Annotated in this window: 11 protein-coding genes; 8 read left to right on the plus strand and 3 right to left on the minus strand. The window is 40.4% G+C overall.

Going from position 1 to position 18129, the window contains the following annotated elements; translation table 11 throughout:
- Positions 1-889: 889 nt before the first annotated feature.
- The 6 genes from DWZ47_RS11550 to DWZ47_RS11575 are packed head-to-tail and all read left to right on the plus strand — an operon-like array spanning position 890 to position 10982.
- Positions 890-2455 carry a S8 family serine peptidase gene (locus DWZ47_RS11550; RefSeq protein ID WP_229086268.1) on the plus strand — a complete coding sequence of 522 codons (1566 nt, stop codon included), beginning with the start codon at positions 890-892 and terminating at the stop codon, positions 2453-2455.
- Positions 2452-4719 (plus strand): S9 family peptidase, encoded by a 2268-nt coding sequence (locus DWZ47_RS11555; RefSeq protein WP_117513202.1) that lies wholly within the window; start codon positions 2452-2454, stop codon positions 4717-4719. The genes DWZ47_RS11550 and DWZ47_RS11555 overlap by 4 nt, the downstream gene beginning before the upstream one ends.
- Before the next feature lie 10 nt (positions 4720-4729).
- Positions 4730-8035: a SusC/RagA family TonB-linked outer membrane protein gene (locus tag DWZ47_RS11560; protein ID WP_117513204.1), complete on the plus strand. Its 3306-nt coding sequence runs from the start codon at positions 4730-4732 to the stop codon at positions 8033-8035.
- An 11-nt stretch (positions 8036-8046) separates the two neighbouring features.
- Complete coding sequence (locus tag DWZ47_RS11565) at positions 8047-9453, plus strand: RagB/SusD family nutrient uptake outer membrane protein (protein ID WP_117513206.1); 1407 nt, start codon at positions 8047-8049, stop codon at positions 9451-9453.
- 15 nt (positions 9454-9468) lie between these two features.
- The gene (locus DWZ47_RS11570) at positions 9469-9690 is read left to right on the plus strand and encodes a hypothetical protein (RefSeq protein WP_117513208.1); all 222 of its coding nucleotides are present in this window, start codon (positions 9469-9471) and stop codon (positions 9688-9690) included.
- A gap of 23 nt (positions 9691-9713) precedes the next feature.
- Positions 9714-10982: a Calx-beta domain-containing protein gene (locus DWZ47_RS11575; protein ID WP_117513210.1), complete on the plus strand. Its 1269-nt coding sequence runs from the start codon at positions 9714-9716 to the stop codon at positions 10980-10982.
- A 103-nt stretch (positions 10983-11085) separates the two neighbouring features.
- On the opposite strand, the gene DWZ47_RS11580 is transcribed toward DWZ47_RS11575, so the two are convergent.
- From DWZ47_RS11580 to DWZ47_RS11590, 3 genes are all read right to left on the minus strand, one after another.
- Positions 11086-12585 carry an L-lactate permease gene (locus tag DWZ47_RS11580; RefSeq protein WP_117513212.1) on the minus strand — a complete coding sequence of 500 codons (1500 nt, stop codon included), beginning with the start codon at positions 12583-12585 and terminating at the stop codon, positions 11086-11088.
- Positions 12586-12677: 92 nt separating this feature from the next.
- Positions 12678-14129, minus strand: a complete 1452-nt coding sequence (locus tag DWZ47_RS11585; protein ID WP_117513264.1) for a DUF3868 domain-containing protein — start codon at positions 14127-14129, stop codon at positions 12678-12680.
- A 24-nt stretch (positions 14130-14153) separates the two neighbouring features.
- Complete coding sequence (locus DWZ47_RS11590) at positions 14154-14741, minus strand: DUF3575 domain-containing protein (protein ID WP_004300526.1); 588 nt, start codon at positions 14739-14741, stop codon at positions 14154-14156.
- Between the two features lie 249 nt (positions 14742-14990).
- On the opposite strand from DWZ47_RS11590, the gene DWZ47_RS11595 reads away from it, so the two are divergent.
- Both DWZ47_RS11595 and accC read left to right on the plus strand, forming a co-directional pair.
- Positions 14991-16535 (plus strand): acyl-CoA carboxylase subunit beta, encoded by a 1545-nt coding sequence (locus tag DWZ47_RS11595; RefSeq protein WP_117513214.1) that lies wholly within the window; start codon positions 14991-14993, stop codon positions 16533-16535.
- Positions 16536-16613: 78 nt separating this feature from the next.
- On the plus strand, positions 16614-18125 hold the full coding sequence (accC, locus tag DWZ47_RS11600; RefSeq protein WP_004304129.1) for an acetyl-CoA carboxylase biotin carboxylase subunit: 1512 nt from the start codon (positions 16614-16616) through the stop codon (positions 18123-18125).
- Positions 18126-18129 lie beyond the last annotated feature (4 nt).

Consider the following 18129-nt stretch of genomic DNA (forward strand, 5'->3'; position numbering starts at 1 on the left):
ATTTATTCACAATAGAAGAAGTACCACCAAATTTGACGAAGAACCAGATTTTTCTTTTTCATTTCTCATATTCTCATTGGTGGCTGATAAATAACATATAATCAAGTAAATAGCTTATGAGAAATACTTTCTAACATGTATTTCTCATAATATTCCTTCTATTTTAGCTTAAAATTCACCTTATTCTCATAGTATTTCAGGGTATTTCTCATAGTCAAATGCTATCTTCTCCCTTTTCCTGGTTGAAGATAAACAGTAGTTCTGATTGTCCCATATATTATGGGAAAGTGTTCCCTAATATTATGAGAATTTATTCCCATAAAATGAGGGAATCTTTTCCCGCAATATATGGGACAAAGAGAATATGTACTTCCCTGATAATGGTTGACTAGTTGTTGTTTCTTTATTCTTGTTATAGGTTGACTAGGGGTGTGAGTTCAAATTGATTGAAATATAAATTCCCATTTAGTTTATAACGGTTTGATTATGATCACAAAAGTAATTTCAAATCCGTTTTAATTTTGTTGGCCAACTAAGATAACGGAGAAATATCCTTGTTTGTTAAAAACGAAATTTATGCAAAAAAGATGTTTAAAATCAAAATAAACGGTTATATTTGTGGTGTCACAGTAATGTGGCAGACATATTAGAAATTGTAAATACACGAAAGTGTTTAACTGATTCTCAGGAATAAAAGTCTGGAAAACTTAAAGAACGGGATAGGTTAGCATCTCTCGCGTCATAGTATATGGCGTGGGAGACTGTTGCTTATTTTAGTTCAAAGGCATTTCCAGACGCCCTATTCCTTTAAATAAGTTACAGTCCCCGCGCTTTCGTTTTTTAAGGATTCTTCTTTGGGGGGCTGGGAAGAAAGTTTATCATCACACAAATGAAAGAAAGACGGTTTATGTCAGTGTTCAGTGTTGTTTCACTCCTGATTGCCTGTTTCAGCATCTCAAATTCTTCTTTTGGGCAAGTTTCTTCCTCATCCGGTTGGCACAAAATGTGTAATGACACCTTGCAAGGAGTCAGATCAGACGAAGCGCTCCTTTTTCTACAAGCAAAGAAAATCAAACCCGTAAAGTCATTGATAGTCGGCATCATTGATTCCGGCATAGACACTACTGCTGTCGACCTTCAATCGGCTCTTTGGAGGAATCTTAAAGAAAAGGCGGATGGAAAGGATAATGACAAGAATGGATATATTGATGACCTGCATGGTTGGAACTTTTTGGGAACTAAAGATAAGAGTTTTAATATGACCAGTGCGGGTACGGAAGAATATCGTGAATTCAAACGGCTTTTTCCTAAATATAAAGGTATAGATTCAACAGCTGTGAAGGATACAGCGGAATATGCTTATTATGAAAAGATGAAAAAGAAAGCGGGCATTGTCAATTATATTAAGTTTTTTGGATATAATGCAATGAAAGATGTAGCTTACCAATTGATAGATTCTGTGTTGAATACAACTCCCGGAGTTGATATAGATACGTTGACTGTCAATGGGCTTACGCATTTGCCTGTGAAGGGTGAAAAGTGGAATGATGCATGCCGGACATTGTTTGTTGATATGTATAAAGGGGGTAAAGATGCACTTTGGAAAAAGGTGAGAAATACACATCAGGCACAATTTGATTTGATGAAAAAGCGCATTGACGGTATTGAGAATGACGCGGATAAACGGCTGTTGATGGGAGACGACCTGAAAGATCCGGAAGATTGTTTCTATGGAAATCCTATTTTGCAAGTGGAAGGCTGTGACCATGGCACTTTTGTAGCCGGGGTGATTGCAGGACAGGGAGTCGGGGATGCTCGGGTGACGGGGATTTATCCACAGGCTAAGTTGATGATTATTCGTGCTGTGCCGGAGGGCGATGAATACGACAAGGATGTAGCCAGTGCCATTCGCTATGCAGTAGACAATGGTGCCAAAGTTATTAATATGAGCTTAGGCAAATATACATCTCCTGACGCCGGTATGGTGAATGACGCTATTGCCTATGCGGCAAAAAAAGATGTTTTGTTAGTTCAGGCAGCAGGCAATAATAAAAAGGATATTGATACTATAGCCTATTTCCCTTCGGCAAAAGACAAAGTAGGACATACTTTTGCAAATTATATAAGAGTCGGAGCGTCGGATAAACAGGGAAAAATCTGTTCTTTCTCTAACTATGGAAAGAATAAGGTTGATATTTTTGCACCGGGTACGGAAATAACATCTGTCACTTTAGGAAACGAATATACCGAATCGCAGGGAACAAGTATTGCTGCTCCTGTTGTCACAGCTGTAGCTGCTATGATACGTGCTTATTTTCCTAAACTGAAAGCTTCGCAGGTAAAAGAAATCTTAATAAGAAGTGCTCGTCCGATGCAGGAAAAAGGACTTTGCGCAAGTGGGGGTATTATAGATGCATTGCAGGCAGTCAAACTAGCTATGGAATATAAGAAATGAAAAAACTAACTATTGTATTTCTATTAAGCCTTTTCTGCATATTCGTTCCGGCACAGGAGGCCGATTGGCTCAAAGCGGAAAAATATTCTGCAGATTCATTGGAACAATATATAAAGGGTAGGTCTCCTTATCCTAATTGGGTAAAAGATAGTCATTATTTTACTTACGATGTAAGATGCGAAAATGGAAATCAGTATTATTTGGTGAATGCGAGAAATGGGAAAAAGCGAAACATGATAAAGGATAATGAGCAATTTGTTCTCCAATATGCCCGAATTACCGGAGATACTCTGGATGCGAAAGCCATACAGTTGTATGGATTCCGGTTTGAGAAAAATGATTTCAGTCGCTTCTATCTGGATAAGAAAGATAAATCAATGGTTTATAACATGAATACTGGTCTATTGTCCGAGCTGCCTTTTGTCAAGAAGAAGATTGAAAAACCGGATTACAAACAAGCTTGCCATTCTGCCGATTCATTATATTCTATGCTTGGATCTGGCTATGATCTGTTTGTCCGTGATAACCGGTCGGGAATAATTAAAAGAATCACCTTTGATGGAAAAGAGGATGCCGCCTATACGTATCGTAATTCGAAAGATACGCTATCTACTAATTCTAGAGGATTCTGGTTAGGACATCGGTATATTTATATGATGCAGGATATGAGCGAAGTGAAGGAAGTGAGCCTGATTCAGTCGCTCGGTCATTCGCGGCCTGTCACAAATACATTCAAGATGCCTATGCCGGGAGATGCCGGAGTACGCCAATATCGGATATACTGGTATGATGCCGATCATGGAGAAGGAAGATTATTACCAATTGAGAAATATCCGGATCAAGTGGTAGCTATGGATTTTCTACGTTCATCTACCACCTTGTATATTACGCGGAGAAGTCGGAAGGCTGATAAAATAGACCTTTGCCGGATTAATGTAGAAGATGGAACCGTGACCGAACTTATTTCAGAAGAATGTGTCCCCCATATCAACCTCACTTTATTTAATTATAAGATACTGGAACAAGGTAAGTATATCATCTGGTGGTCAGAACGTACAGGGAAAGGAAATTATTATCTCTACAACGGCAATGGAGAATTGTTGAACCGGATTACGAAAGGTGACAACCTTGTAGCAGGCAACATCACCCATGTCGATACGCTGAAAAAAGAAATCATCTTTGCTGGATATGGAAATGAGGAAAATGTAAATCCATATTATACATTCTTTTATAAAGCTCGTCTGGATGGTAAAAAACAAATTTTACTGACACCCGGCAACGGTAATCATGAACTGTCTTTATCAGAAGACAAGAAGTATGCAGTAGATAAATATTCGCGTATGGATCTATTTCCTGTGATGAATGTACTTTCCATTGAAAATCCTGAAAAGAATTATAAAGTAGAGCAAATGGACGGTAGTGAATTGCAGCGAGCCGGATGGAGACCGCCTGCCTTGCTGAAACTAAAAGCCGCTGATGGAAAAACGGACTTGTACGGATTGATGTATCTTCCTTCCTATTTGGATAAAAATCAGAAATATCCGATTATTAGTAATGTATATCCGGGACCACAGGACGATCAGATTCCACAATCTTTTGTACTCGATGATAATGGAAATCAGTCTTTGGCGGAACTGGGTTTTATCGTGATAAATGTTGCGTCTAGAGGTAGTTCTCCTTTGCGTGGACATGATTTTTATTGTTTCGGTTATGGTAATTTGCGCGACTATCCACTAGCAGATGATAAATACGTAATAGAACAGTTAGCTCAAAAGTATTCGTATATAGATTTGGATAGGGTGGGTATTTACGGACATTCCGGTGGAGCTTTTCAGACAGTGGCGGCTATGTTGACTTATTCTGACTTTTATAAAGTAGCGATAGCTGCTTCTGGTAATCATGATAATAATATTTATATTCAATGGTGGGGAGAGACATTTCACGGGTTGAATGAAAAAGTAGATCCGAAGACCGGAAAGACTACTTTTTCCGTGAAAATTCCAACCAATATGGAACTGGCAAACAACTTGAAAGGAAAACTGATGCTAATAACGGGTGATGTAGATAAGAACGTTCCACCTTCTTCCACTTACCGGTTGGCAGATGCTTTGATTAAGGCAAATAAGCGGTTTGATATGTTTATCCTTCCGGGAAAAGATCATGGGGTGATGTGTCCTTATTATCAGAATCTGATACGTTACTATTTTGTAGAAAATCTTCTTTATAAATCACATAGACACGTAGATATTATTAATCATAAATAGGAACAAACTTATGAAGCGTCCGGAAATTTTTAAAACGTTTTTGTTTGGTTGCTTCTGTTGTATTGCTGTAGGTATGTTTGCTCAGTCGCCGAAAGGTGCTGCCACTATTTTGGTCAAGGTAACAATAGTGGATGCAGACAGGAACCCGTTGCCGGGAGCTACAGTAATAGTTTCAGGAAAAGCACAGGGAGTTGTAGCCGACGAACACGGCGAAGTTTCTTTATGGGTAGATAGAAATACTCAAATTGAGTTTAGGTATGTAGGAATGAAATCCTTGTATATGAAGGTGACAAAGCCTGTTTCGGGGTATATCACTTTGGAGGATGAAATGTCGGAATTGGATCAGGTGGTAGTTACTGGTTACCAGCGTACGACCAAACGTCGTGCTACAGGTTCACTGGCGACATTGACTGCAAAAGACCTGAAAGGTGCGCCTACCGCCAATCTGGACATGTTGATGCAAGGGAAAGTGGCCGGGATGGATGTGAAGGCCGTTTCCGGACGTCCGGGAGAATCGGCAAAGATTCGTATTCGTGGTACGAACACGATTACAGGTAATGCCGAACCATTATGGGTAGTAGACGGAGTACCTTTGCAACGGGATATACCAAGTATTGAAACTAGCCGGATTAAGGCAGGAGATTTTAATGATATATATTCCAGTGGTATTGCCGGTATCAACCCAAATGACATTGAATCTGTCACAGTCTTAAAAGATGCTTCCGCAGCGGCTATTTATGGTTCTCGTGCAGCAGGTGGTGTTATTGTAGTAACAACGAAGCGTGGTAAAGAGGGAAAGATGCAAATAAATTATTCAACGAATGTTTCTATTGTTACCGCTCCCCCTCATGATGCCAATCTGATGAATTCTAAAGAAAAATTGGCTTGGGAACAGGAGTTGTGGGATGAGTTTTCCGCCAAAGGATTTGCTGAAGGTGGTCATTATCCAGTAATAGGTGTCGTCGGTATGATTCGTTCAGGATATGAGCGATATGCAGGTATGACTAAAGAGCAACAAGATGCGGAAATTGCAGCATTGGGAGAACATTCCACAGACTGGTTCAAGGAGCTGTTTCAAAACTCTATATCACAAAGTCATTACTTGTCTTTATCGGGTGGATCGGAGAAAAATTCTTACTATGTTTCTTTGGGTTATTCACAAAATAATGGGTTAGTGAAAAAGACAGACTATGATCGTTACAATGTGAGTGCCAAGATTGACATGAAGCCTAACAAAAGAGTAAAACTGGCTTTTACCGCTGATATGGCCATGCAGCACTCTAATTCTCCTTCATTAAATGTAGATCCGTTTAAATATGCTTATTTTGCCAATCCGTATGAGAAGGTTTATAATGAAGACGGTTCTTATTCGGCGGATAATACCTATTATTCGATAGCTAATGCCAATGGGCAGTACAAATGGAAGTTACCAGAAGGAGGGTATAATATTTTTCGGGAAATAGATGAAACATCCAGCAAAACGAAAAATATGTCGGCTTCATTGATTGCTAATTTGAGTGTAAATATCTTTGATAATTTGAGTTTTGAGGGACTCGCTTCGTATGGTTATGTAGCGGATATGTCTGACAATATCAATGGAAAGAACACTTACGCAGCGTGGACAGACCGTCCTTTTAACGATAGTAACACTGATCGTGTATATGGCTCAATTACACAATCATCAGCATATAATACGAATTACAACCTGCGGGGACAGTTGCATTATTTTAACACATTTGGCAGGGATCATTATATTAGTGCTTTGTTGGGAAGTGAGATCCGGGGACAATATGCTAAGAGTATTTATGAAAAGCGATATGGCTATGATCCAGTTACCGGCAATTCTGCTATGCCTACTTATCCGTCAGATACTAAATTGGAATATTCCGATTTATTGTCTTATGCTGCCATCATGGATGGGTTATCGGGACAAAGTATTACAGAAGATGCCTTTGCTTCTTTCTATTTTTCATTTGATTATGTGTTTAAGCAACGTTATATTCTTAGTCTTACGGGACGTACTGATGGGTCGAACAACTTTGGTAGTAAAGAACAATTTAACCCCACAGGTTCACTGGGACTGTCATGGAATGTGGATCAGGAAGGGTTTATGCAATCATTAAAGTCTGTAATCAGTAGTTTGTCATTTCGTGCTGCATTCGGATATACAGGAAACATAAACAAAAGTGTCTATCCGCAACTGGTGATGGACTATGATACGTCATTCCGCCGTACTGATACCGATTATTATCGCATCGGCTCAATAAGAAATGCTCCGAATCCTCACTTGCGTTGGGAAAAGACGCGTGATATGAAAGTATCAATGGATATAGGTTTCTTCAATGATCGTTTCCGTTTGCAGACTGAATTGTATGACCGCCGTACACATGATGCGGTAACTTCTGTTAACGTGCCTTATACAACCGGATTTTCTACACAATCATTTAATACTTCAGAACTACTGAATCAGGGAGCTGAAGTAACCTTGAATGCTCATGTGATAAAAACTAAAGATTGGGATATGACTGTTTCTGCCAATATTGCTTATAATCGGAATAAATTATTAAAATATGATGGAAATAAATCATTTTGGGGGACTAATTATGTAGGCTATCCTTTGGGAGCGATCATTAGTGGAAAAGTACAGGGAATTGATAAGAAAACAGGTGTCTACACTTATGAAACCCGCCCTGATGCAGTGCTTCAAACTGCTGCCGATCGTAATGATAAAAATAATTATGCATTTTACTTAGGAACAAGTACGGCTCCTACGAACGGTGGATATTCAATATCAGTTTCATACAAACAGGTGCATTTAAGTATAGGCGGTACCTATTCTTTGGGTGGGAAAATTCTTAATAATATAACCAGTCCGGTAAATTATGTTTCAATGGAAGGCCACGTTGTGGAAGTTCCTTTTACACAGGAGAATGATTTGTACATAAATTATTTGAATGTGACAAAAGATGCTGTAAATCGTTGGACACCTGATAACCCGATCACTAATGCTCACCCGCGTATAATTGATGCATACGGTGATTATTTGGGATTATCTGATTATGTGATAAACTCAGATGCTATTAATAAAGCCTCCATGTTGGAGAATGTTTCCTATTTTAAGCTTGGCTCAGTTATGTTAGGTTACAATTTTGTAGGAAAGTGGATGCAGAAAGTACATATCAATTCACTGGCATTATCCTTCAGCATGAGCAATTTATTCACAATTACAAATTATTCCGGCATTGATCCTGAAACTCCTGGAGCAGTTTACCCTACTCCACGTACATTTTCAATGGGGCTGTCTGTCGGATTTTAATAAAAAAGGCTATGAAAAGAAAAATTAGTTTATGGATATACGGATTTGTGACCTTCTGCTTGATGTCTTGTAGCAATTACTTGGATATCAAACCTTATGGAAAAACAATTCCCCAGACTGCTGAAGAGTTCTCTGCCTTAATGCATAATCATTTGGATGAGATCGATAGAGGTGAAGATAAGGTATTACTGGGAAATTCATCTGCCTTGATAGATCAAGATGCAGCATATGGAGATGATTTTGAGGTCTGCCTTACATCACAAAGTGGACGTGCTTTAAAAGTCTATATAGGAACTTTGCTTAATACAGCAGGTGTTTCTGACTATTATTGGATGTCCTATCAAATAATACGTGACTGCAATATCGTTTTGAACGAAATGAAGGAAAGCGGAACCACCGAAGCCAATGAAGTGCGCGCTACTGCTTATGCCATGCGTGCTGTTGCCTATTACCAATTGCTACGACTTTATTGCGAGACGCCTCAAACCAGTAATTTGAATAGTCAACAAGGCGTACCTTTGGTAATGACATTCGATATGGAAGAAAGGCCGCTTCGCAGTACGATGCAGGAAACAGTCGATTTGATAGAGTCTGATTTAAATCATTCGTTGTCTTATCATATATCTAACGATCTTTATCGTTTTACGGAAGATGTAGTCAAGGGGTATTTGGCTCGTCTTTACTTTTGGACAAAGCAGTGGGAAAAAGCTCTTCCGTTGGCGCAGGAATTGTTAGCGAAGTATACTTTATTGGAAGGTGAAGCTTATAAAAATATGATGACCACCAATTACGACCTTGCAGGCAACCAATTATTGAAGGCTTATCGAAGTATGTCAAGTACTACGGAGATTACGACTTCCAGAACTCATCTCCAGTATCGTCCTGTGAGCCTGAGATTCTTGGATACATTTACGGAAGAAGAAAAAACAACTGATATTCGTTACACTCTTTGGGTAAATAACAAAAGAATAGCTATAAAAACGTTTTTCTGTGGTATGCGTGCGGCTGAATTTAAGCTCATGGAAGCAGAATGTTATTATCATATAGGTAAACCGGAACTGGCATTACATTCTATCAATGAACTTCGCTCACATCGTATAAGTGATTACAAAGATCTGACAATGAATAATCTGCCATCAATCCAAGACATGGAGATTATCAAGACCGATGCAGAAGGTAATACCTTAACACCATTGATGGGACTAATTTTACGTGAACGTCGAAAAGAACTCTTTTTGGAAGGTGATCGTTTCTTCGAACAAAAGAGGAATGGAACACCGGAATATTGGACAGCATACAATGGACGGAAATATGTGACAAAAAAATATATGTATACACTTCCGATTCCTGCACGAGAAATAGATTTAGTGGACGGATTGGTGCAAAATCCGGGATATACTGAATTAATTGAGAAATAAATAAGAGAAACGATTATGATAAAGAATATGAGACATAAATGGATTTTGATTACATGCCTATTATTGATTGGTAATGTATACTCCGCTTGTGAGGATATAGATGAGGTACCACCATCTAGAGAATCTGTTGGGGTTGGAGATTATTACAAACTTCCTGATCCCGTAGTGTTGAATGCAGATGAAACAGCAATGATAGATGCTATTAAAGAGGAATATAACCAGCATATAGTCCAATAATTATTAATTAAAAATCATAGATTATGAAGAAAGTGTTGTTTTGTTTAATTACAGTGTGCTCACTTGTAATGGCTTCTTGTTCATCCGATGATGATAATCCGGTATCAATGTCGGAGCTTAATTTCGATCAGGCGCGCTATTCTATGGCAAAAGGAGAAGTAGAGTTAAAGATCATTTCTGACAAAGCCGCTACTACAACGGTTTCCATCCCTGTTTCTTTCTCTGGAACAGCCGTGGAGGGAACTGATTTTACTATTTCAGAGAAAGCATTTACGCTGAAAGCCGGTGAAACAGAAGCTGTGCTCACGGTGACACGTATTCTAGAAAACATTGGAGACGATGTAAAGGAATTGGTTGTAAATTTGGGAACAGCTCCTGATGGCTTTAAAATTGGAATTATGAGTTATACAACAGTGGAATTGCTTAGTAATAAAGCGATTCTTATGTCATTTAATGCTAATAAGGGAATTTTAAGTGAAAGTACTTCCTATGGAATCACTCTTGAAACATTGGAAGGGAAACCTTACAAAGTCACACAGGAAACGAAATTGGATATTGAAGTTGATCCATCGTCTACCGCAATCGAGGGTACGCATTTTGAGTTTGTAGGAGGGAAGTATGCAACAGTACTTAAAAACAAGAATAGCGGTGTTGTAGCACTCAAGTTTTTGAAAAAGGAAGAAGGAAAAGATAAGTTGGTTTTGCGCTTGGCAGAAAGAGATGGATACGCGCACGGTGATAATGCTACCATTACGCTTACTATCAATGGTCCGTATTTGCTTGCAGGAACTTGGGCATTCGACAAGGTTTCTAATATAGAATTTTATGAAACGATGTGGGGACAGGATACAAGTACATTCCCAACAGGAAACTCCTCTGATAAAATTCAGTTTGAAGGAAATTCTCATCAGGAATATACTTTTACTCCGACTTTAAATAGTGACTTGAAAAATTATTTCGGAACTTCACCTTGTGTGATAACTTATAAAGGAGAAGTAGAAAAGACGATTGAAGAAGAAAGTGCACTACTGTCACAAGTTATTGCAAAAATAGCTGTATTGCAGTTTCCTGCAATAAATGTAAATTTCTCTGCTGCCCATGTTAATACTCGTGAAGCTGTTGTTGGTTTCCGTATTATTGAATCAGATGGGAAGCAAATATTGGAATGTACAATTGATGATTTTGAACCTACAGATTTCATGAAAGATATTTATGACATGTATAAGGATTTTGGAGAGGATCCTGTTATGAAATCTGCTCCACTTCGATTGCACTTCACACAAGTAAAGTAAAATATGACACAAAAAGAATAGGTAATCACACAGAGATTACCTATTCTTTTTGTGATGTAAATGTGTATAGTTCATCCATTGAAAAAAATGTACTCCCAAGCGACTAACTGAAAATATAAACAATAATTCCGGTAATCGCTACATATACTAATGCATACGGAATAGCTGCTTTCAGTATTTCACCTTCTTTTCCCTGTTGGTTTCCGGCAGAAGTAGCAATGGCAATACTTTGTGGAGAGATAATCTTACCCCCTGTAGCACCTACTGTATTTGCAGCGGACAGCCAATCCGGACTGACATGAATCTGTCCAGCCACACTTGCTTGCAACTTTCCGAAAAGGATGTTGGAAGATGTATCGCTTCCGGTGATAAACGTTCCCAAACAACCGATAACCGGAGCAAATAACGGGTATAAACTTCCGGTAGCCGTAGCCAGTGCTGTGGCAATCACGGCGATCATTCCGGAACTATCCATAATAGTAGATAACCCCACGAGGCAGATAACCGTAATGAATGTTTTCTTCAACTGCTTCACGGTATTCCAAAGAACGATGAACAGATCTTTTACTTTAGCCCCCTGAATCAATCCACCGATAAAAGTACCGATGAAAAGCAATACTCCGGCATGGGTCAGCCAAGAAATAGTATAATTAACGGTGGACGCATTGATAGGAAGGCTGATTCTCGTAATCCAGTTATTCTCTAATGTATGACGTAATCCCGGAAAGAGGGGACTGGTTAAGATAATCAGAAACAGAATCAGTAGATAAATGCTCCATGCATTTAATATATCTTTCGTTTTCAGATGGCTTTTTCGTGCTTTCTCTTCTTTGGATGCAGTAAGTTTTCCATAAACAACGATTACGATAATAGAAAGAATACTGCCGATTATGGCCGGAGATTCAGCACCCATATATTTTGCTGCCACATATTGGCTGGCTAAAGAGACTCCGCCTACCAATAAAGCCAGGAATATATTTTTCGGGAGCGACTTAAGTTTGGAATCAGTAAGGAAAAGTAGAACTAGCGGAATCAGGAACATTAAAACGGATAATTGCAATACGACATTCGTACTAAGATGCAATACGTCCAAATTCGTTTCTTTGGCCAATACTAATACCGGAGTTCCGATTGCTCCGAAAGCAGTGGCTACACTATTGGCAATCAGACTCACCGTTGCCGAAAAGATAGGCTTGAATCCCAGACTGATAAGAATTGCCGCCGGAATAGCTACTGCTGTTCCGAAGCCGGCCATAGCTTCCAATAGACCTCCAAATCCCCAAGTCAGTAATAACACCTGAATACTTTTATCGGTAGAAATAGATGCGAATTGCTGTTTGATAATCTCCATCTTTTCAGCTTTCAACAATACATTATAACTGAAAATAGCCATCAAAATAATGATTAAGATAGGAGAGACAGCTTTTAATGCTCCATATAAAAAGGAGTAAAACAGATTGTCTACCGAGAAAGCAAAGCCGAAAAGAGCAATCAGCATCGTTACAATCAGAGAAATGATACTACTTTTATCACCTGACATTTTAAAAAATGCCATCAGTATAATCAACAGTAACACTGGAATAACAGCAAGGATCAAGGTCATAATTATCAGATTTAAAAAGTGGAACGTCGTTTATTATTGATATAACAAACGAACGCTCCACTTTGGTCGGTTGAATAAATAGATTTTTCTGTTTATTTCATCTTCACACTTAAAATTTGTTGTAATTGTTTTAAGTTGGCAAGGGCAGCTTCGTTACCTAGCTTTGCTGCCTGCTCGAATGCGGCCATGGCACGGTTAATGTCTCCGTTAAGGAAATTGTAGACTCCGGTATTGTTGATGAATTCGGCGGTATTGTGATCGGCTTTCTCCATAAACTTCACTGCTGCATTCAAATCTTTTTGTGATAATGCGACAGCTCCTGCGTTCAGGTTGGCTACAGCGTCAGTAGGATACATGCGTACAGCAATATCGAATACATTAACAAAATCCTTGCTGCCTTTCGGATAACTGTTAGCTACCTGATACATTTCGTTCAGACTAAGATATTTCGGATTTTCCCGGATAATGATGCGGCCTTGTTCAACATCGAAATTGACAACGGTGTAGTCAATTTTGCAATTCACTTTACGCAGTCCCGGATAAATCTCTTTCAACATGGTACGGTAAGGAGCTCCTCCACCTACGCGCATGATTTCCTGTTTACGTTTGGCATCGTCAGTCGTATTTTTGATGATGTTCAGGAATGTTTCCTTCTCCTTCATCGAAGAAGATTGGAGTGCTTTTACCAATCCATCCCAGTTCTCACCACCAAAAGTCACTTTATATAGTTTGGAAGACACTTTTTCGTTCTTAACCAGATAATCCTTCAAAGCTTCCGCACGTTTTTTGGAAAGCTGTTCATTGAAGGCAAGAGGTCCTTCCGGCGAGGCGAAACCTTCGATACTGATACCTTTTACAGTCAGGTTCCGGTCATTCTGTATTTTGTCAAACATGGCATGGATATTCACCAATTCAGCATGATTGTTCATGAAGTCGGTAAGGATCACCGATTTGTTGACCGGAAAATCCAGATGAGCTTCATATTGTTCGCTACGGTTTTTGACCACTTCTACGGTTGGCTGAATATAGGCAATGATAGGAGACATGGCACTTAAACGTTTGGCTTCGGTAGATACATCATTGGTAATCAGTTCCTGTGCATTCATTTCCTGATAATTGCCGCATCCGCATAGATTCTCTACAAGTTGCAAACTGGCATTAGCCATCCAGGGTTTGTAAGGAATCACCTGCGTATAATTAAAAGTTTCCCTTTTATTATAAGGAACGATAATGGCGGTAGGTTCTTGCTTAGTGATTGCCAGACCGCGGATATATGCTTTTTCGCGTCTTTTACCATTGACGATGATTTCTTGCAAGGGTACATTATGCTGTCCGTCCGTCAGCAGGGGAATAAGGCTTAAACTTCGGGCGGAACCTATTGTCAGATTCTTCATGTCGAAGGTCATGCCGACATAAAGAGAGTTACCTTGTTGCCATAAAGATACGTTCGAGAGAGTGAGCGCATCGTTCAGGAATTTTTGTGCATGAGCCGGTAGGATGGCGGCTGCAAAAGCTATAAATAGATAAATAAGTTTTCTTTTCATCATTGTAAGTTTTAGGGAGTTCGATTATTTGATGACATAAATGAAACTAAGACCGATTTTGGTCGGACCGAAATAATTGCGGGTGTTATGTCCCAACTTTTCACCTCCGTCACCACGAGCATACTTATCATATTCCAGACGGGCGTATCCCACTCCAATGGTAGCTTCCATACTCCATCGTTTGCTTATGATCCATTGATATCCGTAGGAAATACCGGCTCCGTACAGATTGCCGTCGTAACGGTCATGTCCCATTCCGAATATATTCAGATTGCTGACATTCATTTCTCCGTAATGTCCGTGCAAACCGAAGAAACTTCCGTTGAAACGTTCGCAGAGCCAATAGCGTAATTCCGGCTGAACGAGCCAATGTTTGATTTGACGGTCGTCACCAAACTTCCACGGATTGTAGTTACCGGATATGTCGAGAGTCAGTTTCTTTGCCAATCCCACTTCGATTCCTAAATTGGGCGTAGAAGTGGCCCAATAGAGAGCATTGGTCTTGATGGCAAATTTGGGTAGATAGGTTTCATTCCGTTGTACCTGTGCATGAATACTTGTACCGAACACGAGCAGGAAACCGGCTGCTAATAAGATTTTAATTGTTCTCATTTTGTTAGGGTATAGGTTTTATTAAAAATGATAAGCGATAAACAGAAAAGCGGAGAAGTTTGTTGTCGCAACCTGCAAAAAAAAGCTCCCTAAATAAATGGATAAAGATGTTTTAAGGCATAAATGCTAACAATTTCCACGCATGATGCGTTCATTATATAAAAGTACCTTTGTGTAATCAATATGACAATGATTTCATTTATTACTGTTTATTTTTACACACACATACAACTTTAATAATTACAGCCTATGAAAGAGCTTATTAGCAATCTGGAAGAACTGAACAGGAAAGCAGAAAAAGGCGGCGGAGACGCTCGCATTGAAAAACAACATTCTGTGGGCAAACTGACCGCCCGTGAACGCATCGATTTATTATTGGAGAAAGGTTCGTTTATCGAACTGGATAAGTTGGTAACCCATCGGTGTACCGATTTCGGTATGGAAAAGCAGAAATTTGCCGGAGACGGGGTGGTGACGGGATATGGTATGATTGGCAAGCGCCTAGTTTATGTATTCGCACAGGATTTCACCGTATTTGGAGGAGCTCTTTCGGAAACGCACGCTAAGAAAATTTGTAAAGTGATGGACATGGCCATGCAGATGGGAGCACCCATCATCGGATTGAATGACTCGGGAGGCGCACGAATTCAGGAAGGAGTACGTTCTTTGGCCGGATATGCCGAGATATTCCTGCGCAACTCTATGGCATCCGGAGTGATTCCACAGATTAGCGCGATCATGGGACCTTGTGCCGGTGGTGCTGTTTATTCTCCTGCATTGACCGATTTTATTTTGATGGTGAAAAACTCCGGTTATATGTTTATTACAGGACCGGATGTGGTGAGAAGCGTGACACAGGAAGAAGTGACAAAAGAAGAACTCGGTGGAGTAGGCGTACACATGACAAAGTCCGGTGTAGCCCATCTTTCTGCGGAAAACGATATTGAGTGCATCAATTATATTCGTGAATTGATCTCCTATCTGCCGGGGAATAATATGGAAGAGCCTCCGTTTGTAGCGACCAGCGATTCGCCGACTCGCCTGACTCCGGAACTGGCAGATTTGATTCCGTCCAATCCGAATCAGCCGTATAATATAAAAGAGATGATAGAAGTGGTGGCTGATGATAATAGTTTCTTCGAGCTTCAGGCAGAATATGCTGCGAATATTGTGACGGGATATATCCGCCTGAATGGAAAAACGGTGGGAGTGGTGGCTAATCAGCCATTGGTGCTTGCTGGTACACTGGATATCAATGCGTCTATCAAAGCCGCCCGTTTTGTCCGTTTCTGTGATGCTTTCAATATCCCTTTACTGACACTGGTAGATGTTCCGGGATTCCTTCCGGGAATTGATCAGGAATATGGCGGAATTATCCGTAACGGGGCAAAATTACTTTATGCTTATTGCGAGGCTACGGTACCGAAAGTGACGGTTATTACCCGCAAAGCATACGGTGGTGCTTACGATGTGATGAGTTCCAAGCATATCCGTGGAGATGTAAATCTTGCTTTCCCTACCGCCGAAATCGCGGTGATGGGACCGGATGGAGCTGTGAATATCCTTTTCCGTAAGGAAATAGATAAAGCCGAGAAACCCGAAGAGAAACGGAAAGAACTTCAGGATGATTATCGCGGAAAGTTTGCCAATCCTTACCGGGCGGCGGAACTGGGATATGTGGATGAAGTGATCGATCCGGCAGTAACCCGTTTGCGGTTGATTCGAAGTTTCGAGATGCTTGCCAACAAACGGCAGTCGAATCCTCCTAAGAAACATTCTAATCTACCGCTGTAAGCCTGTTTATGGATTAAATCCGTGCCTAAAATTATTAAATTGCTCTTTTAAGTTTTGCCTTCTAAAAAGAAAAAGATTATGATAAAAAAAATATTAGTAGCCAACCGGGGTGAGATAGCGATGCGCATCTTTCGGACTTGTCGGGTGATGAATATCTCGACAGTGGCTGTTTATACCCATGTAGACCGCGGAGCTTTGCACGTGCGTTATGCGGAAGAAGCCTATTGCATCTCCGAATCGCCCGAAGATACCTCCTACCTAAAGCCGGAATTGATATTGTCCATTGCCAAAAAGACCGGAGCCGCTATTCATCCGGGATATGGTTTCCTGTCGGAGAATGCGGATTTTGCCCGCCGTTGCGAAGAAGAGGGAGTGATTTTTATCGGACCGAGTGCGGATATTATTTCCAAAATGGGAATCAAGACGGAGGCCCGTAAGATTATGCGGGAAGCAGGATTGCCTATTGTGCCCGGAACCGAAACACCCGTGCAGGGCATTGATGAAGTGAAGAAGGTAGCTAATGAAGTTGGCTATCCCATTATGCTGAAAGCACTTGCGGGAGGTGGAGGAAAAGGTATGCGTCTGGTACGTACGGAAGAAGAGGTGGAAACAGCTCTCCGTTTGTCGCAATCCGAAGCAGGGACATCCTTTGGCAATGATGCGGTTTATATTGAAAAATATATTGAGAATCCGCATCATATCGAAGTTCAGATCATGGGAGATAAGTATGGAAATGTCGTTCATCTGTATGAACGTGAATGCTCCATTCAGCGTCGTAACCAAAAGGTGATAGAAGAAAGTCCTTCTCCTTTTGTGAAAGAGGAGACGAGAAAGAAGATGTTGAAGGTAGCTGTGGAAGCCTGTAAAAAAATAGGTTATTACAGTGCCGGGACATTGGAGTTTATGATGGATAAGGACCAGAACTTCTATTTTCTCGAGATGAATACCCGTTTGCAGGTAGAGCATCCTGTGACGGAGGAGTGCACAGGCGTTGACTTGGTACGGGATATGATAACTGTTGCTGCCGGAAATCCATTACCTTACAAACAGGATGATATTGAGTTTAGCGGAGCAGCGATCGAATGTCGTATTTACGCCGAAGATCCGGAGAATAACTTCATGCCCTCTCCCGGTGTAATTACTGTCCGTGAAGCTCCCGAGGGACGTAACCTGCGTCTTGACAGTGCCGCTTATGCCGGATTTGAAGTCTCTCTGCATTATGACCCGATGATTGCCAAGCTATGTTGTTGGGGGCGTACCCGTGCTTCTGCCATTTCCAATATGGCACGTGCTTTGCGCGAGTATAAGATTCTGGGAATTAAGACAACGATTCCTTTCCATCAACGTGTATTGAAGAACGCAGCTTTCCTGAAAGGTGAATATGACACGACGTTTATTGATACACGCTTCGATAAGGAAGACCTGAAACGTCGTCAGAATACAGATCCGACAGTGGCTGTCATTGCTGCCGCAGTGCGACATTACGAGCGCGAGAAAGAAGCGGCTTCCCGTGCAACAACACTCCCGGTAGTAGGAGAATCACTCTGGAAGTATTATGGTAAATTGCAGATGACTGCTAATAATTATTGATTTG

It is taken from the genome of Bacteroides sp. AF32-8BH (assembly GCF_003435205.1).
GTDB classification, from domain to species: domain Bacteria; phylum Bacteroidota; class Bacteroidia; order Bacteroidales; family Bacteroidaceae; genus Bacteroides; species Bacteroides ovatus.